Consider the following 19,783-nt stretch of genomic DNA (forward strand, 5'->3'; position numbering starts at 1 on the left):
GACAAGCCCGCTCACTACAAATGGGTCATGCGGCCGCAGAAAATGCGTGGCTCGCTATGACCATCGCAGGCAAGCCAGCTCCCACAGGTATCTGCAGTTCAGCCTGCTCATCGTGCAGTTACCAAGCAAGCTAATAATTCCGTTTGACATTCGCTGCCTAAGCAGTAATATCTCGTCACACATTCACTGCCTAGGCAGTAATAAGGTGACTCTCGATGCCGCACTTCACCCCTGAAAACTTCCACAACTGCCACCTCGGCCTGTTGCTGGGGCGCGCCGCGATTCTCAAGGACCGCATCATCGACACCCACATGGAACCCCACGGCATCACCGCCGCGCAGTTCAAGGTGTTGATCATCATGGCCCAATTCGGCGTCGACACCCCGGCGGAGCTGTGCCGCAACCTGTCCCTGGACAGCGGTTCGATGACGCGGATGCTCGACCGTCTGGAGCAAAAAGACTTGCTCAGCCGCAAACGCTCCGAGCTGGATCGCCGCCAGGTGCAGTTGGTGCTGACCGCCGGCGGCCAGCGCCTGGCGGACCTGCTGCCGCACATTGGCGCCCAGGCGCTGAACCAGCTGGCCGGCGCACTGGAGCCTGGCGAGCTGGAAACCCTGGAACGCATCCTCAAGAAAATTCTGGTAGCTGCCGGTGATCCCATCACCCTGCAGCGGGTAGGTAACACATGAACACACGTGCCCTTTGCCTGGTGCTCGCCGCCATGAGCATGGCCGGTTGCGCCAATTACAGCGGCCTCGATACCCAAGGCAAGCGCCTGGACGCCAATACCCTGCACACCGGGCAGTCCCTGAACGGCGTGACCCTGTCGAGCGCCGCCTGGCCCAGCGCCGACTGGTGGAAAAGCCTCGGCGACCCGCAGCTCGACGGCCTGATCCAGGAAGCCCTGCACAACAGTCCCGACATGCAAGTGGCCAGCGCCCGCGCCCACCAGGCCGAAGCCGCCGCTTACGCCGCCAACGCCGAGCGCATGCCGACCCTGGATGCCAGCGCCGGTGTCAGCCGTTCTCGCCTGGCCAAAGACCAGGACCCGCGCGGCGAAGGCGACGCCTATTCGACCGTGCGCAACATCGGCGCCAGCTTCAATTACAACTTCGACCTCTGGGGCGGCCAGCGCGCCGCCTGGGAAGCCGCGTTGGGCGAGGCCCGTGCCGCCCAGGTCGATCAGCAGGCAGCGCGCCTGACCCTGGCCGCCAACGTCGCCAAGGCCTACAGCGACCTGGGCCAGGCGCATATTGTGCGAGACCTGGCCAATGACGACCTCAAGCGCACCCGGCAGATGCTCGACCTGGGCAAGCGGCGCCTGGATTCGGGTATCGACAGCCAGTACCAGTACCAGCAGACCGAGAGCCTGGAAGCCAGCTCGCAGTCGCAACTGATCGATGCGGAAAAACAGCTGCAGAGCGCGAAAATCGCCCTGGCCGTGCTGCTCGGCAAAGGCCCGGACCGTGGCAACGAACTGGCGCGGCCCACCGTGCTCAAACCCGGCGCGGTCGCCGTGCCTTCGGTGCTGCCCGCCGAACTGCTGGGCCGTCGCCCGGACCTGATCGCCGCGCGCTGGCGAGTCGAGGCCGCCAGCAAGAACATCGACGCCAGCAAGACCCGCTTCTACCCCAACCTCAACCTGAGCGCGAGCGCCGGGGCCGAGTCATTGCTGGGCGATGCGATGTTCGGTTCGGCCAGCCGTTTCTTCAATATCGCGCCGACGCTCTCGCTGCCGATCTTCGACGGCGGCCGCCTGCGCGCCGACCTCGATGCCCGCGATGCCGACTACGACCTGGCGGTGGCCCAGTACAACAAGACCCTGGTGCAAGCCCTGGGCGATATCGGCACCACCCTCTCGCAACTGCGCGACACCGGCCGGCAGATCCAGGCCCAGCAACACGCCGCGGACATTGCCCAGCAGTCCTACGACACCGGCGTGCAGCGCTACAGCTCGGGGATCGGTAACTACCTGGATGTGCTCAGCATCGAGCAGCAATTGCTGCAGGCCCAGCGCCAGCTGGCGAGCCTGAATGCCGCGCAGATCGATCTGTCGATTCAATTGATGCAGGCCCTGGGTGGCGGCTACGGCGCCAACAACGTGGCCGCAACTACCCCCGCCACACGCTCGGAATAATTTGAGGTATTTGTCATGGCCACTGCCGACAGCAACAATGCAACTGAACAACCCAAGCAAGACAACAACCCACGCAAACGCAAAGTGATGCTGATCGGCCTGGCGCTGATCGTCATCCTCGCCATTGTCGGCGTGTGGGGCTGGTATGAACTCTACGGTCGCTTCAACGAAAGCACCGATGACGCCTATGTGAACGGCAACGTGGTGGAAATCACCCCGCTGGTCACCGGCACGGTGGTGAGCATCGGCGCCGACGATGGCGACCTGGTCCATGAAGGCCAGGTGCTGGTCAACTTCGACCCGAACGACGCCGCTGTTGGCCTGCAAAGTGCCCAGGCCAACCTGGCCCGCACCGTGCGCCAGGTGCGGGGTTTGTACAGCAATGTCGATGGCATGAAGGCCCAGGTCAACGCGCAGAAAGCCGACGTGCAAACCGCCCAGGACAACTACAACCGACGCAAGACCCTGGCCCAGGGCGGCGCGATCTCCCAGGAAGAGCTGTCCCACGCGCGTGACAGCCTGACCGCGGCGAAGAACGCGCTGACCAACCTTGAGCAGCAACTCAAATCCACCAATGCCCTGGTGGATGACACGGTGATTTCGTCCCACCCGGATGTGCAGTCCGCCGCCGCGCAATTGCGCCAAGCCTATCTGACTAATGCGCGCAGCACCTTGATTGCGCCGGTCACCGGCTACGTGGCCAAGCGCACCGTGCAACTGGGCCAGCGCGTACAACCCGGCACGGCGTTGATGGCAGTGATCCCGCTGAACCAGCTGTGGATCGACGCCAACTTCAAGGAAACCCAACTGCGCGACATGCGCATTGGCCAGCCGGTGGACATCGAGTCGGACATCTACGGCAGCGACGTGAAGTACAGCGGCACCGTCGACAGCCTGGGCGCCGGCACCGGCAGCGCGTTCGCCCTGCTGCCGGCACAGAACGCCACCGGTAACTGGATCAAGATCGTGCAACGGGTGCCGGTGCGCATCCATATCAACGCCGACGAACTGGCCAAACACCCGCTGCGCGTGGGCCTTTCCACCGTCGTGAACGTGGACCTGCACGACCAGAGCGGCCCGGTGCTGGCGCAACAGCCACCACAAAAGGCCTCGTTCACCACCAACGTGTATGACCGCCAATTGGCCGAGGCTGACGCGATGATCACCCAGTTGATCCACGACAACAGCAGCGCCGCGCCCAAGGCTGCGCAACGCTGATGAGCAATAACGCCTCCTTCACGCCACCCAGCCTGTTGATGGCCACCATCGGCCTGTCGCTGGCGACCTTTATGCAGGTGCTCGACACCACCATCGCCAACGTGGCGTTGCCGACCATTTCCGGCAACCTCGGCGTGAGTTCGGAGCAGGGCACCTGGGTGATCACCTCGTTTGCGGTGAGCAACGCCATCGCCTTGCCGCTTACCGGCTGGCTGAGCCGCCGCTTTGGCGAGGTGAAGCTGTTTCTGTGGGCGACCATCCTGTTTGTGCTGGCCTCGTTCCTTTGCGGTATTTCCACCTCGATGCCCGAGCTGATCGGCTTTCGCGTACTGCAAGGCTTGGTCGCCGGTCCGCTGTACCCGATGACCCAGACGCTGCTGATCGCGGTGTACCCGCCGGCCAGGCGCGGCATGGCCCTGGCGTTACTCGCGATGGTCACGGTGGTGGCGCCAATTGCAGGTCCCATCCTCGGCGGCTGGATCACCGACAGCTACAGCTGGCCGTGGATCTTCTTTATCAACGTGCCCATCGGCGTCTTTGCGGTGATGGTGGTGCGTTTGCAACTGAAGAAGCGCCCGGTGGAAACCAGCTACCAGCCGATGGACTACGTCGGGTTGCTGAGCCTGATCGTTGGGGTCGGTGCTTTGCAGATCATCCTCGACAAGGGCAATAACCTGGACTGGTTCGAATCCAACTTCATCATCATTGGCGCGGCGATTTCGGTGATCGCCCTGACGGTGTTCGTGATCTGGGAAATGACCGACAAGCACCCGGTGGTTAACCTGCGCTTGTTTGCCTACCGCAACTTTCGCATCGGCACCATTGTGCTGATCGGCGGATATGCCGCTTTCTTTGGCATCAACCTGATCCTGCCGCAGTGGCTGCAAACCCAGATGGGCTACACCGCCACCTGGGCCGGACTGGCGGTGGCGCCGATCGGTATTCTGCCGGTGCTGATGTCACCGTTCGTGGGCAAATATGCGCACAAATTCGACCTGCGTCTGCTGGCGGGGCTGTCGTTCCTGGCAATGGGCTTGAGCTGCTTCATGCGTGCCGGTTTCACCAATGAGGTGGACTTCACCCACATCGCCCTGGTGCAGTTGTTCATGGGGATCGGCGTCGCGCTGTTCTTCATGCCGACCTTGAGCATCCTGATGTCCGACCTGCCGCCGCAGCAGATTGCCGACGGCGCGGGCCTTGCGACTTTCCTGCGCACATTGGGCGGCAGCTTCGCGGCGTCGCTTACCACCTGGATCTGGATTCGCCGGGCGGACCAGCACCATGCGTACATGAGCGAGAACATGACCGCTTATGACTCGACCACGCGCGATGCGTTGCAGGCGCTCGGGGGAGCGGGGCAGAAGGCCTACTCGCAGCTGGACCAGATCCTCACCAGCCAGGCGTACATGATGTCCACCGTGGATTACTTCACGTTGATGGGATGGATCTTCGTGGCGTTGATGTTGCTGGTGTGGCTGGCCAAGCCGCCGTTTGGCGCCAAGGCCGGGCCGCAAGCCTCAGGCCACTGACCGCAAAGGTTGGAATGCAATCCACTGTGGGAGCTGGCTTGCCTGCATCGTATTGAGGCCGCAGAAGCTACCCTGTAGTGAGCGGGCTTGCCCCGCGCTGGGTGGCGAAGCCGCCCCAATAAAGGCACCACCGAGTTCCAGACAGAACCAGGTCGTCTGGGTTGGGGCCGCTTCGCCGCCCAGCGCGGGGCAAGCCCGCTCACTACGGAGAGATTCGTCAGCTTCTGAACGATATGGCTATCGCAGGCAAGCCAGCTCCCACAGTGGATTTGTGTTGCCTGCTCGTCAGGCGCCAGGCAACGCCAACTGCGGATTGACGAAGTCAAACGCCGCCAATTGAAACCCTTGCTCATCCACCTGCAACGCCCAGCCTTGCTTGTCCCAGTCCCCCAGCACAATGCGCCTGGCCGCCTGGTCGCCAATCTGCAGCTTATGAATGGCGGGGCGGTGGGTGTGGCCATGGACCAGGGTGCGTACGCCAAAGTGCTGCATCACCCGTGGCACTTCCTCGGGGGTGACATCGACGATGTCGTTGGCTTTCATGCGCGTCTGCGCACGGCTTTCGCTGCGCAGTTTGCGCGCCAGCCGGTGCCGTGTGCCCAACGGCAGATGCCGCAGGATAAACAGCACAACCGGGTTGCGCAGGATGCGCCGCAGCTTCATGTAGCCGACGTCGCGGGTGCAGAGGCTGTCGCCGTGCATCAACAGCACAGGTTCGCCATGGAGCTGCACGACACTCGGGTCCTTGAGCAAGGTGGCGCCTGCCGCTTTGCAGAACGCCTTGCCGATCAGGAAGTCGCGGTTGCCGTGCATGATGAAAATCGGGGTGCCGCTGTCGCTGAGTTCGCGCAGGGCGGCGCAAATCGAGCGTTGGAACGGTGTCATCCCATCGTCGCCAATCCAGGCTTCAAAGAAGTCCCCCAGAATGTACAACGCCTGGGCGCCACGGGCGCGGCCGTGGAGCAGATCCAGAAACGCCCGGGTAATGTCCGGGCGTCCCTCTTCCAGATGCAAGTCTGAAATCAGCAATATCACCCAACGATCTCGGCTTTCTCGACGATCACGTCTTCTACCGGAACGTCCTGGTGACCGGCTTTACCGGTGGTCTGCACGCCTTTGATCTTGTCGACCACGTCCTGGCCTTCGGTGACTTTACCGAACACCGCGTAGCCCCAACCCTGGGTGTTCTTGCCGGTGTGGTTGAGGAAAGCGTTGTCGGCCACGTTGATGAAGAACTGCGCGGAGGCCGAATGCGGCTCCATGGTACGGGCCATGGCGACGGTGTACTTGTCGTTCGAAAGGCCGTTGTCCGCTTCGTTCTGGATGCTTGGGCGCTTGTCTTTCTTTTCTTTCATGCCAGGCTCGAAACCGCCGCCCTGGACCATGAAGTTGCCGATGACACGGTGGAAAACGGTGTTTTCGTAGTGGCCGGCCTTAACGTATTCGATGAAGTTGGCGACGGTGATCGGCGCTTTCTCGGCGTTCAGCTCGATGACGATGTCACCGTGGTTGGTGGTCAGTTTGACTTGAGTCATGTTCACTACTCTTTTCAGGGAATTCGTGGGTTTGGGTGCCTGAGCACCACGACCGGTTTGGCGAAACGGCGGCCAAGGCGCGCAGTTTAGCGTGCCTGCCAGGAATTTCGAGGTGGTTTTTTACCGCCGGTGCATTAAATGCAGCAGTTTTCGGTGCTGCCCTGTCAGGTGCTTGACAGCATCGGCTATGATAACGCCTTTGTTTTGTCGGCCTAGCCCGGCCATGTACTTGTCTGTTCAAGGATCCTATGAGCAAGCCCACTGTCGACCCTACCTCGAATGCCAAGGCCGGACCTGCCGTCCCGGTCAATTTCCTGCGCCCGATCATCCAGGCGGACCTGGATTCGGGCAAGCACACGCAGATCGTCACCCGCTTCCCGCCAGAGCCCAACGGCTACCTGCACATCGGTCACGCCAAGTCGATCTGTGTGAACTTCGGCCTGGCCCAGGAGTTCGGGGGCGTCACGCACCTGCGTTTCGACGACACCAACCCGGCCAAGGAAGACCAGGAATACATCGACGCCATCGAAAGCGACATCAAGTGGCTGGGCTTCGAATGGTCCGGTGAAGTGCGCTATGCCTCTCAATACTTCGACCAGTTGTTCGACTGGGCGGTCGAGCTGATCAAGGCCGGCAAGGCCTACGTCGACGACCTGTCCCCCGAGCAGGCCAAGGAATACCGTGGCACCCTGACTGAACCTGGCAAGAACAGCCCGTTCCGCGAGCGTTCGGTGGAAGAGAACCTCGACTGGTTCAACCGCATGCGCGCCGGTGAGTTCCCGGACGGCGCCCGCGTACTGCGCGCCAAGATCGACATGGCCTCGCCGAACATGAACCTGCGCGACCCGATCATGTACCGCATCCGCCATGCTCACCACCACCAGACCGGCGACAAGTGGTGCATCTACCCCAACTACGACTTTACCCACGGCCAGTCGGACGCCATTGAAGGCATCACGCACTCCATCTGCACCCTGGAGTTCGAAAGCCATCGCCCGCTGTACGAGTGGTTCCTGAGCAACCTGCCGGTGCCGGCCCAGCCGCGCCAGTATGAATTCAGCCGCCTGAATCTCAACTACACCATCACCAGCAAGCGCAAGCTCAAGCAACTGGTGGATGAGAAGCACGTACATGGCTGGGATGACCCGCGCATGTCGACCCTCTCGGGCTTCCGCCGTCGCGGCTACACCCCGGCGTCGATCCGTAATTTCTGCGACATGGTCGGCACCAACCGTTCCGACGGCGTGGTCGACTTCGGCATGCTCGAATTCAGCATCCGCCAGGACCTCGACGCGAACGCCCCGCGCGCCATGTGCGTGCTGCGTCCGCTGAAGGTAGTGATCACCAACTACCCGCAAGACAAGGTCGACAATCTCGAACTGCCGCGTCACCCGCAAAACGAAGCACTCGGCGTGCGCAAACTGCCGTTCGCCCGTGAAATCTACATCGACCGCGATGACTTCATGGAAGAGCCGCCCAAAGGCTACAAGCGCCTGGAACCGAACGGCGAAGTGCGCCTGCGCGGCAGCTACGTGATCCGCGCCGATGAAGCGATCAAGGACGCCGATGGCAACATCGTCGAACTGCGTTGCTCCTACGACCCGGACACCCTGGGCAAGAACCCCGAAGGCCGCAAGGTCAAGGGCGTGGTCCACTGGGTGCCGGCCGCGGCCAGCATCGAATGCGAAGTGCGTCTGTACGATCGCCTGTTCCGCTCGGCCAACCCCGAGAAGGCTGAAGACAGCGCGAGTTTCCTCGACAACATCAACCCTGACTCCCTGCAAGTACTCACTGGTTGTCGTGCCGAGCCATCGCTTGGCGACGCACAGCCGGAAGACCGTTTCCAGTTCGAGCGCGAAGGCTACTTCTGCGCGGATATCAAGGACTCGAAACCTGGTGCTCCGGTATTCAACCGTACCGTGACCTTGCGTGATTCGTGGGGCCAGTGATTCTCTAAGGAAGCCGTTGTGCTAACGATCTACAACACACTCAGCAAGACCAAAGAAGTCTTCAAGCCGCTCGATGGCAACAAGGTGCGCATGTACGTGTGCGGCATGACCGTGTACGACTACTGCCACATCGGCCACGGCCGCAGCATGGTTGCCTTCGACCTGGTGACCCGCTGGTTGCGTTTCAGCGGCTATGACTTGACCTATGTGCGCAACATCACCGACATCGACGACAAGATCATCAACCGCGCCAACGAAAACGGCGAGGCGTTCGACGCGCTGACCGAGCGCATGATCGCCGCGATGCACGAGGACGAGGCCCGCCTCAACATCCTCAAGCCGGATATGGAACCGCGTGCCACGGACCACATCCCGGGCATGCACGCGATGATCCAGACCCTGATCGACAAGGGCTACGCCTACGCTCCCGGCAATGGCGACGTGTACTACCGCGTCGCCAAGTTCATGGGCTACGGCAAGCTGTCGCGCAAGAAGATCGAAGACCTGCGCATCGGCGCGCGCATCGAAGTCGACGAAGCCAAGCAAGACCCGCTCGACTTCGTGCTGTGGAAAGCCACCAAGCCGGGCGAGCCGAGCTGGGAATCGCCGTGGGGCGCCGGGCGTCCGGGCTGGCACATCGAATGCTCGGTGATGTCCACCTGCTGCCTGGGCGAGACCTTCGACATTCATGGCGGCGGCAGCGACCTGGAGTTCCCGCACCACGAAAACGAAATCGCCCAGAGCGAAGCCGCCACCGGCAAGACCTACGCCAACGCCTGGATGCACTGCGGCATGATCCGCATCAATGGCGAGAAGATGTCCAAATCCTTGAACAACTTCTTCACCATTCGCGACGTGCTGGAAAAGTACCACCCGGAAGTGGTGCGTTACCTGCTGGTGTCCAGCCACTACCGCAGCGCCATCAACTACTCGGAAGACAACCTCAAGGACGCCAAGGGCGCCCTGGAGCGGTTCTACCACGCGTTGAAAGGTTTGCCCGCAGTGGCCCCGGCCGGCGGCGAAGCCTTCGTGGCGCGGTTTACCGACGTCATGAACGACGACTTCGGCACGCCGGAAGCCTGCGCCGTGTTGTTCGAGATGGTGCGCGAGATCAACCGCCTGCGTGAGGCAGACATCGACGCAGCGGCGGGTTTGGCGGCACGCTTGAAAGAACTGGCCAGCGTACTCGGCGTGTTGCAGATGGAGGCCGATGACTTCCTGCAGGCCGGCGCCGAAGGGCGTGTGGATGCGGCGCAAGTGGATGCCTTGATCCAGGCGCGTCTGGCTGCGCGAGCTGGTAAAGACTGGGCGGAATCCGACCGTATCCGCGACCAACTGACCGCGATGGGTGTGGTGTTGGAAGACGGGAAGGGCGGGACGACGTGGCGGTTGGCTGACTGACGGTTGGTTGCTGCACGCTGAATGAAAAACGCCTCGACTGGTTCGGGGCTTTTTTTGGCTCAAGCACGCATCCAAATGTGGGAGCTGGCTTGCCTGCGATGGCGGAGTGTCAGTCACCGAAATGCTGACTGATACTCCGCCATCGCAGGCAAGCCAGCTCCCACATCTTTTTACCGTGCCCACGTTGTGCATTCTTCTGTTTCAGATTTATCGCTGATCTGGGCTGTCATTCAGGTTTAGTGTTTTATTCACCATCAACTGAATCCCCTCCAGCATCCGACAAATTCCCAGAGCTACGCTACGCGGGGTGCCTTCGATCTCAAAAGCCAAATGGCTTGCCAGCGCTTGAACCGACGCAAGATCCTCCGACGCGTTGACCAGCAGCGTCTCGACGTCTACTCCTTCACGCACGGTAAACAAACCATGATCTTCAGCAGAGGGCACCGGTTTCTCGGATGGGTTCAGGTAGTGATTGATTGCTCGATGAGCGGCAGTGTGAAATGCGGTTGAATCCAACGGCGGATTCGGACTGTCTTTAATCATGGCGAAGCTCCTGGAGTATTGGAGTCACCTAGAGTTAACCGGGCTGCGAAACCCGGTCGCTGAATTTGCAGCGACCACCGAAGATTAGGCAGCCATCTTCTGAGCGACAACCCTAAAACGCTGTCGGAAATTTCCTGCTGAGACTCATGCTTGATCTGAGTGGTTCGGCGGGACGCGGAGCGTCCCGGGCGGCATTACCACGCGGAGCGTGGGAACGATCAAAATGGGCGGCGCGCATCAGGTCTTTCGTCTGATGCAAAACCAACTGTGGGAGCGGGCTTGCTCGCGAATGCGGTTTTTCAGTCAGCCCATCAGTGGCTGATCCACCGCATTCGCGAGCAAGCCCGCTCCCACAGGTTTTGGCGTACGCTTCACTGCGTGGGCGGCCTCATACTTACTTTGTTGTAAGCCCATTACCTTTTCGTGCGTTCTTGTGGCGAGTTCCGGCGGTTTCTATCCTGTAGTCCTATTGAACATTCAGGAGTACCCGCCATGACCCTCGCGCTTCCCCCAGCCATCGCCCGTTACTTCGCCGCCGACGCCGCCAAGGCAGGCGATTTCGGCGACTGTTTCACCGTCGACGCGGTGGTCAAGGACGAAGGCCGCACTTATGTCGGGTTGCCGGCTATTCAGGCCTGGAAAGCCGGCAGCGATGATAAGTACAGCTACACCAGCGAACCGTTTGCCTGTGAAAAACTGGGCGACAAAACCGTGGTCACCAGCCATCTGGTCGGCGATTTTCCTGGAAGTCCGTTGGACTTGCGGTATGTGTTCGGCCTTGAAAGCGACAGGATTGCCGCACTGGAGATCGGAGTATGAGCTTTGACCTCGGCCTGAAGGGCCTTCATGCACTGGTCACGGGCGGTACCAAGGGCATCGGCGCCGCCGTGGTAGCGGTGTTGCATGAGCAAGGTGCCCAGGTAATTTCGGTCGCGCGTTCGGCGGCGGATTCGACGCCCGAAGGCGTGCATTTCATTGCCGCCGACCTGGGCACCGCCGCCGGTTGTGCGAGCGCTACCGAGGCGGTGAAAGATCGGTTCGGCGGCGTGGATATCATCGTCAATGTGCTTGGTGGCTCCAGCGCGCCCGGCGGTGGGTTTGCAGTGCTCGATGATGAGCAATGGGCGAACGCGCTGAACCAGAACCTGATGGCGGCCGTGCGGGTAGATCGTGCATTGCTGCCGGGGATGGTCGAGCGTGGCGCGGGTGTGATTATTCACGTCACCTCGATCCAGCGGGAATTGCCGTTGCCCGAATCGACCACGGCCTATGCCGCTGCCAAGGCGGCATTGGCGACGTACAGCAAGAGCCTGTCCAAAGAAGTGACGCCCAAGGGCGTGCGGGTGGTGCGCATATCGCCGGGTTGGGTGGAAACGGAGGCGGCGGTCGCCCTGGCGGAGCGTTTGGCGCAGGAGGCGGGTACGGATTATGAGGGCGGCAAACAGATCATCATGCAGGCGCTGGGCGGCATTCCCCTCGGACGTCCGGCCAAGCCGGAGGAAGTGGCCGACTTGATCGCCTTCCTGGCGTCGCCGCGCGCCGCTTCGATCAGCGGCACCGAGTATGTGATCGACGGCGGTACGGTGCCCACCGTCTAGCTCGCGGGTTTGGCGGCCTGCCATTTGAGCAGCCCGTCCAGTACTGGGCACAGGTGCTGGCCCCATTCGGTCATGCGGTATTCGACTTTGGGTGGCACCACCGGGTAGACCGTACGCTGCACCAGGCCGTCGGCTTCGAGCTGGCGCAGCTGTTGGGCGAGCATCTTCTGCGAGATCTCCGGGATCAGCCGCTCGAGGTCGGAATAGCGCTGCACCTGGCCACCGAACAGGTGGAACAGGATGATCAGCTTCCAGCGCCCGCCAAGCCAGGCGAGGGTGGTTTCGACGTCGGCTGCGGCGGCGGTGGGGGTGTAGGTTTTGCTCATTGCGTACTTCCTGGGAATCGCCGGAATGGGTGTCGCGAATCCTATCCATTGCCTGGCATGGATCCAACTGTGGGAGCTGGCTTGCCTGCGATAGCGGTGGGTCGGCCCGCCATTTTCGGTGACTGCCACGCCCTCATCGCAGCATAGGTATCTACACATCTTTGTAGTCAGCGGGCTTGTCCCGCGCTGGGTGGCGAAGCCGCCCCAAACCAGGCGACCGGATTCTACCTGAAGCTCGGCGATGCCTTTATTGGGGCGGCTTCGCCACCCAGCGCGGGACAAGCCCGCTCACTACAGGGATACTTTTCAGTCGTTGAGAGTTGTGTAGATACCTATGCTCATCGCAGGCAAGCCAGCTCCCACATTTTGCACTGTTCATCTGGTGAATCAGCGGCGGCTGCTGACTTCGGCGGGTACATCATCACCAGCCATACGCTTGCGGAACAGCGCGGTGCGCGCCAGCAGCAGCGTGGTGACCGGCACCGTGATCGACAACAAGATCGGAATCAACCACCCGTGCAACACCGGCCCGGACTTGAGCACTGAAAAATAGATAATCGACGCCAACGCCACGCACCACGCCCCCAGCGTCGAGGCCAGCGCCGGCGGGTGCATGCGCTGGAAGAAATCCTTCATGCGCAACAACCCAAGCGCACCGATCAGCGCAAACACACTGCTCAAGACCAGCAGCAGCCCGACGACGATTTCCATCCATAACGGCATCATTCAATCACCTCCCCACGCAGCAGGAATTTGGCCAGGGCAAACGAGCCGACGAAGCCGAACAGCGCAATCAGCAGCGCCGCTTCGAAGTAGGTGTCACTGGCATAGCGAATGCCCAGCACCAGCATCATCAGCATCGCGAGGATGTACAGGTAGTCCAGCGCCAGCACCCGGTCTTGCGCCGAGGGGCCTTTGAACAGGCGAATCAGGGTCAGCACCATGGCCAGCGAGAACAGGAACAGGCTGAACAGGATCGCATTGGCGAGCAGGGCGCTCATTCGAAGATCTCCATCAGGGGCCGTTCATAGGCGGATTTGAAGTGCTCGATAAACTGCGCCTCATCGTCCAGGTCAAACACGTGCAGCAGCAGGACGCTGCGGTCCAGCGCCAGTTCTGACCAGATGGTGCCGGGGATCACCGTAGTGATCATCGCCAGCGCCGCGAGGCCGTTGGGGCTGCGCAGGTCGATGGGGATCTTGAGGAAGCGCGCGCGCGGCGGGCGCGAGCCGCACGTCAGCACGCCCCGGGCCACTTGCAGGTTGGAGGCAATCACGTCGCGGCCCACCAGCATCAGCAGGCGCAGAATCACGCCGGGGCGGCGCAGGCTGATCGGTTGCGGGCGCAGCGGCGCCATCATCAGCGGCGCAACAACGCCCAGCAGCGCCCCTAGCAGCAGGTTGCCGGGGCTGACGGACAGGTTCAGCACCAGCCATAACCCCCACAGGGCCAGCGATAACCAGGGAGCAGGGAGCAGACGCTTCATGGCTGCACCTCCAGCGCGGCGGCCTTGGCTTCGGGGCTTGGCACCGGACGCGTGGCCATCACCGCCATCACATATTGCTCCGGGTTGTTCAGGTTTTTCGCGGTCGCCAGGGTGTAATGCATCAACGGTTCGGCCTTGAAGGTGAGCAGGATGCTCAGGCCGACCAGGAAGAAGATCGGCACGCACTCATAGCGCCGCAACAGCGGCGAAGGGCGTTCTTCCGGGGTCCAGAAGCGCTGGATGCCCAAGCGCGCGAAAGCGATCAGCGAGGCCAGGCCGGACAGGATCAACAGCGCCACCAGGCCCCAGGCGGCCGGGCGAATCGGCTCATCCACCGCGTTGCCCAGACCCAGCGGATTAAGCAGCGCGCTCAGCAGGCTGAGCTTGCCGATAAACCCGGACAACGGCGGCATCCCGATAATCAGCAGCGCGCACGCCACAAAGCTCAAGCCGAGGAAGGCCATGGTCCACGGGATCACCTGGCCGATCACGGCTTTCTGTTCGTCATCCAGGTTGACGCCGGGGCGCGGGTGCAGGGATTCCATGGCCTTGGGCAGCGCGTCGATTTCTTCATCCAGTGGCAGGTCGTTGGCCGAGCGCGAACGTTCGATCAGTTCGGCCAACAGGAACAGCGCGCTTAATGCCAACGTTGAGCTGACCAGATAGAACAACGCACCTGCAATCAGGCTGGGCTGGGCAAAACCCACGGAGGACAGCAGGATCCCGGCCGACACCAGGATGCTCAGGCTCGCCATGCGCTCCAGGCGTTGCGCGGCCAGCATCGCCAGCGCAGCGCAGATGATGGTCGCCATGCCGCCATACACCAGCCAGTCACCGCCAAACAACGCCGATGCACCGGCCTGGCCGGAGAACAGCAGGGTCCACAGGCGCAGCACAGTGTACACGCCGACCTTGGTCATGATCGCAAACATCGCCGCCACCGGCGCGCTGGCCGAAGAGTAGGCGGGTGCCAGCCAGAAGTTCAGCGGCCACATGCCGGCCTTGGCCAGGAACGCCGTCGCCAGGATCGCCGCACCCGCGTGCAGCAGGCCGCGATCAGCCTCCGGCACCAGCGGGATTTTCAACGCCAGGTCGGCGAAGTTCAGCGTACCGGTCACGCCATAGATCATCGCCGCGCCAATCAGGAATAGCGACGACGCCAGCAGGTTGATCGCGATGTAATGCAGCCCCGACGACACCCGCGCGCGGCCGGAACCGTGCAGCATCAAGCCATAGGACGCCGCCAGCAGCACCTCGAAAAACACGAACAGATTGAACAGGTCGGCGGTGAGGAAGGCGCCGTAAAGGCCCATCATCTGGATCTGGAACAGCGCATGGAAACTGGTGCCGGCGCGGTCCCAGCGGGCCATGGCGAACAGCAGTGCGCTGACGCCGATGATCCCGGTGAGCACCAGCATCAACGCCGACAGCTGGTCCACCACCAGCACAATGCCGAACGGCACTTGCCAGTTGCCCGGCAGGTACACGCCGATCGAGCCGGGACCGCCTTTTTGCGTCCAGTACAGCAGCAGGATCGCCACACCCAGGCCGAGCATGCTCGACACCAGATTGATCTGCGCTTTCAGTGGGCGACGTTTTTCGCCCAGCATCAGCATCAGCGCAGCGGTGAGCAACGGCAGCAGGATGGGCGCCACGATCAGTTGATTGACCCAGTTCATTCCTTGGGCTCCCGGCCGTCGACATGGTCCGTGCCGGTCAGGCCGCGGGAGGCCAGCAGTACCACCAGGAACAAGGCGGTCATGGCAAAGCTGATCACGATCGCCGTGAGCACCAACGCCTGGGGCAGCGGATCGGTGTAGTTGAGCAGGTCTTGCGGCACCCCGTCCTTGATAATCGGCTCCTTGCCGATAAACAGGCTGCCCATGCTGAAAATGAACAGGTTGACCCCATACGACAACAGGCACAGGCCCATCACCACTTGGAACGTTCGTGGCCGCAGGATCAACCAGACGCCGGAGGCCGCCAGGACCCCAATGGCAATTGCAATGACTTCTTCCATCAGGCGGCTCCTTCGGTTGCGGCGACCACTTTGGCCTGGTTGCTCGGTTTGTGCGCACGCACCGACTGGTGACCGAGGGCGGTGAGCATCAGCAGCGTCGAGCCGACGACCATGGCGTACACGCCGACGTCGAAGAACAACGCGCTGGCGATATGAATGTTGCCCAGCACAGGCAGGCTCAAGTGCCAGGTGTGGGTGGTGAGGAAGGGGTACCCGGCAAACAACGCGCCGATTCCGGTGAGCGTCGCGGAGAATAAGCCGAAGCCCATCCAGCGCATCGGCCGCAGGCTCATCTGCGCTTCGACCCACTGCGTACCCGCCACCATGTATTGCAGGATGAACGCCACCGACATCACCAGGCCCGCGACAAACCCGCCGCCCGGTTGGTTGTGGCCGCGCATGAACAGGTAGAACGACACCACCAGCGCAATCGGCAGCAGCAGGCGCACCAACACCGCCGGCACCATCATGTAACCCAGGGCGGTGTCGCTGGCCTGGCGCGGGTTGACCAGGTCGGTGGCCACGTCCGGTGCCAACTGACGCTGTTGCGCAGGCAGTTGCATGCTTTCCCTGGAGGGGCGGAAGCGGCGCAGCAGCGCGTATACCGTCAGCGCCACGGCGCCGAGCACGGTGATCTCGCCCAAGGTATCGAAGCCACGAAAGTCCACCAGCATCACGTTCACCACGTTGCTGCCGCCGCCTTCAGGCAAGGCACGGCTGAGGTAGAACGAAGAAATATCGTTGGGCGTCTGGCGCGTCAGCATCGCGTAGGACAGCAACGCCATGCCGCCGCCCACCACGGTGGACAGCAGGAAGTCGCGCACCCGGCGAACCCGCGCCTTGCGCAAGGTGTTCGGCAGTGGCGACACCTCCTCGATCCGTCGTGGCAGCCAGCGCAGGCCCAGCAGGATCAGCACCGTGGTGACCACCTCGACCACCAGTTGCGTCAACGCCAGGTCCGGCGCCGAGAACCACACGAAGGTGACGCAGGTCATCAGCCCGCACACACTGACCATGGTCAGGGCCGCCAGCCGGTGGTACTTGGCCTGCCAGGCGGCACCCAGGGCGCAGGCGATCGCCAGCACCCACAGGGTGACGAATACCACGGAGCCGGGGATCTTCGGCCGGTCGCCCCACGTGAGGCCGCTGTCGAGCATCGGGATCAGGCCGCCAATGACCGCCACCAGTACCAGCAGGAACAGCTGGGTCTGCAGGCGCTTGGTGCTGATGCGTTTCTCGATCCTGCGCACGCCGCGCATCATCACCACCAGGCTGCGTTCGAAGCCACGCTTGCCGTTGAAGTAGCTGATGACTGGCGGGTACCTGAAGCGGCCACGCTTGAGTTGCTTGCGCAGCAGCAGGTACAGCACCACGCCGCCGGACATGGCCACCAGGCTCATGATCATCGGTGCATTCCAGCCGTGCCAGATGGCCAGGCTGTACTCCGGCAACACACCGCCCACCACCGGCAGCGCGGCGGCCGCTAGGATGGAACCGACCACCTGCGCCGGGAAGATCCCCACCAACAAGCAGGTGAACACCAGCAGTTCCACCGGGGCACGCATCCAGCGTGGCGGTTCGTGCGGGGTGTGGGGCAGGTCGGTCGCAGGCGGGCCGAAGAACACGTCGACGGTGAAGCGCAGGGCATAGGCCACGCTGAAAGTGCCGGCGACGGTGGCGATCAACGGCAGGGCGAACTCCACCCATTCGGTCGCGGAGATAAACACGGTCTCGGCGAAGAACATTTCTTTGGACAGGAAACCGTTGAGCAACGGCACGCCGGCCATGGATGCACTGGCCACCATCGCCAGGGTCGCGGTAAACGGGATCAACCGCACCAGGCCGCTGAGCTTGCGGATATCACGGGTGCCGCTTTCGTGGTCAATGATCCCCGCCGCCATGAACAGCGAGGCCTTGAACGTTGCGTGGTTGAGGATATGGAACACGGCCGCGACGGCGGCCAGCGGGCTGTTGAGGCCCAGCAACAGGGTGATCAGCCCGAGGTGGCTGATGGTGGAGTAGGCCAGCAGGCCCTTGAGGTCATTCTGGAACATGGCGCAGTAAGCGCCGAGGAGGAGGGTGAGGGCGCCGGCACCGCCGACGATCCAGAACCATTCTTCGCTGCCGGACAGCGACGGCCACAGGCGGGCCAGCAGGAACACGCCGGCCTTCACCATCGTTGCCGAATGCAGGTACGCCGACACCGGCGTGGGGGCCGCCATCGCGTGGGGCAGCCAGAAGTGAAACGGGAACTGCGCGCTTTTGCTCAACGCGCCGATCAGCACCAGGGCCAGCATGACCGGGTACAGGGAATGCGCGCGAATCTGATCGCCCGCCGCCAGCACCAGGTCCAGGTCATAGCTGCCGACGATATGCCCCAGCAACATCATGCCCGCCAACAGGCACAAGCCGCCGGCGCCGGTGACCATCAACGCCATGTACGCACCGCGCCTGGCATCGGCGCGGTGGTGCCAATAGCCGATCAGCAGGAACGAGAACAGGCTGGTCAGTTCCCAGAAGAACACGATCTGGATCAGGTTGCCGGAGATCACCAGCCCGAGCATGGCGCCCATGAACGCCAGGAAAAACGCAAAGAAGCGCGGCACCGGGTCTTCCGGCGACATGTAGTAACGCGCATACAACGACACCAGCGTGCCGATGCCCAGCACCAGCAACGAGAACAGCCAGGCAAACCCGTCCATGCGCAACACGAAGTTCAGCCCGAGGCTGGGCAACCACATGTATTCTTCACGGATCACCCCACCGTGGATGATCTGCGGGTACAGCAGGGCGACTTGAAGGGTACCGACCAGGGCCACAAGGCCGGCCAGCAGGGATTCAGTGTTACGTGCATTGTGCGGCAGCAAGGCCGCGACACAGCTGCCAACGAAGGGCAGAAGCAGTAGAACTATCAGGGACATAGGCTTCTAATCTGCAGGAGTTTGGGATGCATCATACGTGCCGCTTTCTTGATCACCAAACGGCAACATGTGGCAGGATCCTACAAGATAGGCCGAAAACCTCCGCTTGGCATGGGTTCGGACCTTAGCCCTGCTGCTCCTGTTCCATCTGATCCTGCAGTTCGATGGCTTTTTGCCCCTTCGTCTTCAGTTCGCTCACAATCACGGCCACCACAATCAACGCCGCGCCCACCGTGGCAATAGGGGCAAAGCGTTCGCCGGCAATGCGTCCGATCACGCCCGCCCACACCGGCTCGCCCGCGTAGATCAAGGTGGCCCGCGTCGGTGAAACACTGCGCTGCGCCCAGTTCATCGCCACCTGGATCACCGCGCTGGTCAAGCCCAAACCCACCGCGCTGAACAGCAGCAACCAGGAGAACCCCGGCAGCGCCTCGCCCATCGGCACCACCATCAGGAAAGACAGGAGCGACGCCGTGGCCAGCTGCACCACGGTGACGCGGCGCACATCGACCTGGCCGGCATAGGCGCTGATCAGGATGATCTCGGCCGCGACTGCCATTGCGCAGATCAGCGTGGCGATTTCGCCGGGGCTGAAGTTGAAGGAGGCGCCGGCCGGCCCGGTCAGCAGCATCAACCCGGCAAACGCCAGCATGATACCGATGCTCGGCATCAGCGCCGGACGCCTTCCCAGGACCAGCCACTGCAATAACGGCACGAACGGCACGTACAACGCGGTGATGAATGCCGACTGGCTGCTGGGAATGCTCTGCAAACCGATGGTCTGCAAGCCGTAGCCAAACATGATCGCTGCGCCGATGAAGACCCCGGCCTTCAGCTCCAGCAGGGTCAATTCACGCAGGGTGCGCAAGGTGAAAAAACCGACCACAATAGCCGCGGCCGCAAAGCGCAGGCCGACGAAAAACATCGGCCCGCTGACGGTCAAGGCGTGCTGCACCAGCAAAAACGTACCGCCCCAGATCATTGTGATGAACACCAGGATGCATTCGGCTTTGCTGAAGCGGTTGAAACGCGAAGGAGAAGTTGGGGTGGTCATGGCGGCTCTGGTCTTGCATGGCAAAGGCACGGACCGCACAATGCGCCGCACGCTGGGCAGTATACT

Annotated in this window: 19 protein-coding genes; 8 read left to right on the forward strand and 11 right to left on the reverse strand. The window is 62.2% G+C overall.

The annotated features are described in order from the left end of the window. Nucleotides 1-215 precede the first annotated feature (215 nt). From KVG91_RS20480 to KVG91_RS20495, 4 genes are read left to right on the forward strand one after another with little or no spacing between them, the layout of a single operon-like run. The gene (locus tag KVG91_RS20480; RefSeq protein ID WP_169374755.1) at nucleotides 216-689 is read left to right on the forward strand and encodes a MarR family winged helix-turn-helix transcriptional regulator; all 474 of its coding nucleotides are present in this window, start codon (nucleotides 216-218) and stop codon (nucleotides 687-689) included. Further along, nucleotides 686-2,137, forward strand: coding sequence for an efflux transporter outer membrane subunit (locus KVG91_RS20485; RefSeq protein ID WP_169374756.1), 1,452 nt, complete (start codon nucleotides 686-688; stop codon nucleotides 2,135-2,137). Before KVG91_RS20480 ends, KVG91_RS20485 begins: the two co-directional genes overlap by 4 nt. Before the next feature lie 15 nt (nucleotides 2,138-2,152). Continuing rightward, nucleotides 2,153-3,355, forward strand: coding sequence for an HlyD family secretion protein (locus tag KVG91_RS20490; RefSeq protein WP_169374757.1), 1,203 nt, complete (start codon nucleotides 2,153-2,155; stop codon nucleotides 3,353-3,355). Then, nucleotides 3,355-4,884 (forward strand): DHA2 family efflux MFS transporter permease subunit, encoded by a 1,530-nt coding sequence (locus KVG91_RS20495; RefSeq protein WP_169374758.1) that lies wholly within the window; start codon nucleotides 3,355-3,357, stop codon nucleotides 4,882-4,884. The genes KVG91_RS20490 and KVG91_RS20495 overlap by 1 nt, the downstream gene beginning before the upstream one ends. A 285-nt stretch (nucleotides 4,885-5,169) precedes the next feature. Here the strand turns inward: KVG91_RS20495 and lpxH are convergent, their stop codons facing one another. Continuing rightward, nucleotides 5,170-5,919 (reverse strand): UDP-2,3-diacylglucosamine diphosphatase, encoded by a 750-nt coding sequence (gene lpxH, locus KVG91_RS20500; RefSeq protein WP_169374759.1) that lies wholly within the window; start codon nucleotides 5,917-5,919, stop codon nucleotides 5,170-5,172. Further along, entirely contained in the window at nucleotides 5,916-6,419 is a 504-nt protein-coding gene (locus KVG91_RS20505) for a peptidylprolyl isomerase (RefSeq protein ID WP_169374760.1), read from the reverse strand. The genes lpxH and KVG91_RS20505 overlap by 4 nt, the downstream gene beginning before the upstream one ends. A gap of 248 nt (nucleotides 6,420-6,667) precedes the next feature. Between KVG91_RS20505 and KVG91_RS20510 the strand changes: the two genes are divergently transcribed. Then, the gene (locus tag KVG91_RS20510) at nucleotides 6,668-8,368 is read left to right on the forward strand and encodes a glutamine--tRNA ligase/YqeY domain fusion protein (RefSeq protein WP_169374761.1); all 1,701 of its coding nucleotides are present in this window, start codon (nucleotides 6,668-6,670) and stop codon (nucleotides 8,366-8,368) included. A gap of 18 nt (nucleotides 8,369-8,386) precedes the next feature. Next, nucleotides 8,387-9,769 carry a cysteine--tRNA ligase gene (cysS, locus tag KVG91_RS20515; RefSeq protein ID WP_217894930.1) on the forward strand — a complete coding sequence of 461 codons (1,383 nt, stop codon included), beginning with the start codon at nucleotides 8,387-8,389 and terminating at the stop codon, nucleotides 9,767-9,769. 207 nt (nucleotides 9,770-9,976) lie between these two features. Here cysS and KVG91_RS20520 read toward each other — a convergent pair whose 3' ends face one another. Further along, complete coding sequence (locus tag KVG91_RS20520) at nucleotides 9,977-10,312, reverse strand: DUF6124 family protein (protein WP_169374336.1); 336 nt, start codon at nucleotides 10,310-10,312, stop codon at nucleotides 9,977-9,979. Nucleotides 10,313-10,804: 492 nt separating this feature from the next. Between KVG91_RS20520 and KVG91_RS20525 the strand changes: the two genes are divergently transcribed. Continuing rightward, nucleotides 10,805-11,131, forward strand: coding sequence for a nuclear transport factor 2 family protein (locus KVG91_RS20525; protein ID WP_169374337.1), 327 nt, complete (start codon nucleotides 10,805-10,807; stop codon nucleotides 11,129-11,131). Beyond that, the gene (locus tag KVG91_RS20530) at nucleotides 11,128-11,910 is read left to right on the forward strand and encodes an SDR family oxidoreductase (RefSeq protein WP_169374338.1); all 783 of its coding nucleotides are present in this window, start codon (nucleotides 11,128-11,130) and stop codon (nucleotides 11,908-11,910) included. Before KVG91_RS20525 ends, KVG91_RS20530 begins: the two co-directional genes overlap by 4 nt. Here the strand turns inward: KVG91_RS20530 and KVG91_RS20535 are convergent. The 8 genes from KVG91_RS20535 to KVG91_RS20570 form a co-directional block, all read right to left on the reverse strand. Continuing rightward, nucleotides 11,907-12,236 carry a winged helix-turn-helix transcriptional regulator gene (locus KVG91_RS20535; RefSeq protein ID WP_169374339.1) on the reverse strand — a complete coding sequence of 110 codons (330 nt, stop codon included), beginning with the start codon at nucleotides 12,234-12,236 and terminating at the stop codon, nucleotides 11,907-11,909. The genes KVG91_RS20530 and KVG91_RS20535 overlap by 4 nt on opposite strands. Before the next feature lie 387 nt (nucleotides 12,237-12,623). Beyond that, on the reverse strand, nucleotides 12,624-12,962 hold the full coding sequence (locus KVG91_RS20540) for a Na+/H+ antiporter subunit G (protein ID WP_076950844.1): 339 nt from the start codon (nucleotides 12,960-12,962) through the stop codon (nucleotides 12,624-12,626). Next, nucleotides 12,959-13,237 carry a K+/H+ antiporter subunit F gene (locus KVG91_RS20545; RefSeq protein ID WP_076950843.1) on the reverse strand — a complete coding sequence of 93 codons (279 nt, stop codon included), beginning with the start codon at nucleotides 13,235-13,237 and terminating at the stop codon, nucleotides 12,959-12,961. Before KVG91_RS20545 ends, KVG91_RS20540 begins: the two co-directional genes overlap by 4 nt. Then, on the reverse strand, nucleotides 13,234-13,722 hold the full coding sequence (locus KVG91_RS20550) for a Na+/H+ antiporter subunit E (protein ID WP_169374340.1): 489 nt from the start codon (nucleotides 13,720-13,722) through the stop codon (nucleotides 13,234-13,236). The genes KVG91_RS20545 and KVG91_RS20550 overlap by 4 nt, the downstream gene beginning before the upstream one ends. Beyond that, a complete protein-coding gene (locus KVG91_RS20555) occupies nucleotides 13,719-15,401 on the reverse strand; it encodes a monovalent cation/H+ antiporter subunit D (RefSeq protein WP_169374341.1) in 1,683 nt (560 codons plus the stop codon). The genes KVG91_RS20550 and KVG91_RS20555 overlap by 4 nt, the downstream gene beginning before the upstream one ends. Beyond that, complete coding sequence (locus tag KVG91_RS20560; RefSeq protein WP_003192163.1) at nucleotides 15,398-15,742, reverse strand: Na+/H+ antiporter subunit C; 345 nt, start codon at nucleotides 15,740-15,742, stop codon at nucleotides 15,398-15,400. Before KVG91_RS20560 ends, KVG91_RS20555 begins: the two co-directional genes overlap by 4 nt. Then, entirely contained in the window at nucleotides 15,742-18,663 is a 2,922-nt protein-coding gene (locus KVG91_RS20565) for a monovalent cation/H+ antiporter subunit A (RefSeq protein WP_169374342.1), read from the reverse strand. Before KVG91_RS20565 ends, KVG91_RS20560 begins: the two co-directional genes overlap by 1 nt. 124 nt (nucleotides 18,664-18,787) lie before the next feature. Next, nucleotides 18,788-19,717, reverse strand: a complete 930-nt coding sequence (locus KVG91_RS20570) for a DMT family transporter (protein WP_169374343.1) — start codon at nucleotides 19,715-19,717, stop codon at nucleotides 18,788-18,790. Nucleotides 19,718-19,783: the final 66 nt, after the last annotated feature.

This window comes from Pseudomonas azadiae, from assembly GCF_019145355.1.
Classification (GTDB): domain Bacteria; phylum Pseudomonadota; class Gammaproteobacteria; order Pseudomonadales; family Pseudomonadaceae; genus Aquipseudomonas; species Aquipseudomonas azadiae.

Coding starts and splice junctions, on each gene's coding strand:
- KVG91_RS20485 (WP_169374756.1), top strand. CDS start 686: ATGAACACACGTGCCCTTTGCCTGGTGCTCGCCGCCATGAGCATGGCC.
- KVG91_RS20565 (WP_169374342.1), bottom strand. CDS start 18,663: ATGTCCCTGATAGTTCTACTGCTTCTGCCCTTCGTTGGCAGCTGTGTC.
- KVG91_RS20550 (WP_169374340.1), bottom strand. CDS start 13,722: ATGAAGCGTCTGCTCCCTGCTCCCTGGTTATCGCTGGCCCTGTGGGGG.
- KVG91_RS20490 (WP_169374757.1), top strand. CDS start 2,153: ATGGCCACTGCCGACAGCAACAATGCAACTGAACAACCCAAGCAAGAC.
- KVG91_RS20525 (WP_169374337.1), top strand. CDS start 10,805: ATGACCCTCGCGCTTCCCCCAGCCATCGCCCGTTACTTCGCCGCCGAC.
- KVG91_RS20545 (WP_076950843.1), bottom strand. CDS start 13,237: ATGAGCGCCCTGCTCGCCAATGCGATCCTGTTCAGCCTGTTCCTGTTC.
- KVG91_RS20520 (WP_169374336.1), bottom strand. CDS start 10,312: ATGATTAAAGACAGTCCGAATCCGCCGTTGGATTCAACCGCATTTCAC.
- KVG91_RS20555 (WP_169374341.1), bottom strand. CDS start 15,401: ATGAACTGGGTCAATCAACTGATCGTGGCGCCCATCCTGCTGCCGTTG.
- KVG91_RS20540 (WP_076950844.1), bottom strand. CDS start 12,962: ATGATGCCGTTATGGATGGAAATCGTCGTCGGGCTGCTGCTGGTCTTG.
- KVG91_RS20505 (WP_169374760.1), bottom strand. CDS start 6,419: ATGACTCAAGTCAAACTGACCACCAACCACGGTGACATCGTCATCGAG.
- KVG91_RS20480 (WP_169374755.1), top strand. CDS start 216: ATGCCGCACTTCACCCCTGAAAACTTCCACAACTGCCACCTCGGCCTG.
- KVG91_RS20510 (WP_169374761.1), top strand. CDS start 6,668: ATGAGCAAGCCCACTGTCGACCCTACCTCGAATGCCAAGGCCGGACCT.
- KVG91_RS20495 (WP_169374758.1), top strand. CDS start 3,355: ATGAGCAATAACGCCTCCTTCACGCCACCCAGCCTGTTGATGGCCACC.
- KVG91_RS20530 (WP_169374338.1), top strand. CDS start 11,128: ATGAGCTTTGACCTCGGCCTGAAGGGCCTTCATGCACTGGTCACGGGC.
- KVG91_RS20535 (WP_169374339.1), bottom strand. CDS start 12,236: ATGAGCAAAACCTACACCCCCACCGCCGCCGCAGCCGACGTCGAAACC.
- KVG91_RS20570 (WP_169374343.1), bottom strand. CDS start 19,717: ATGACCACCCCAACTTCTCCTTCGCGTTTCAACCGCTTCAGCAAAGCC.
- KVG91_RS20560 (WP_003192163.1), bottom strand. CDS start 15,742: ATGGAAGAAGTCATTGCAATTGCCATTGGGGTCCTGGCGGCCTCCGGC.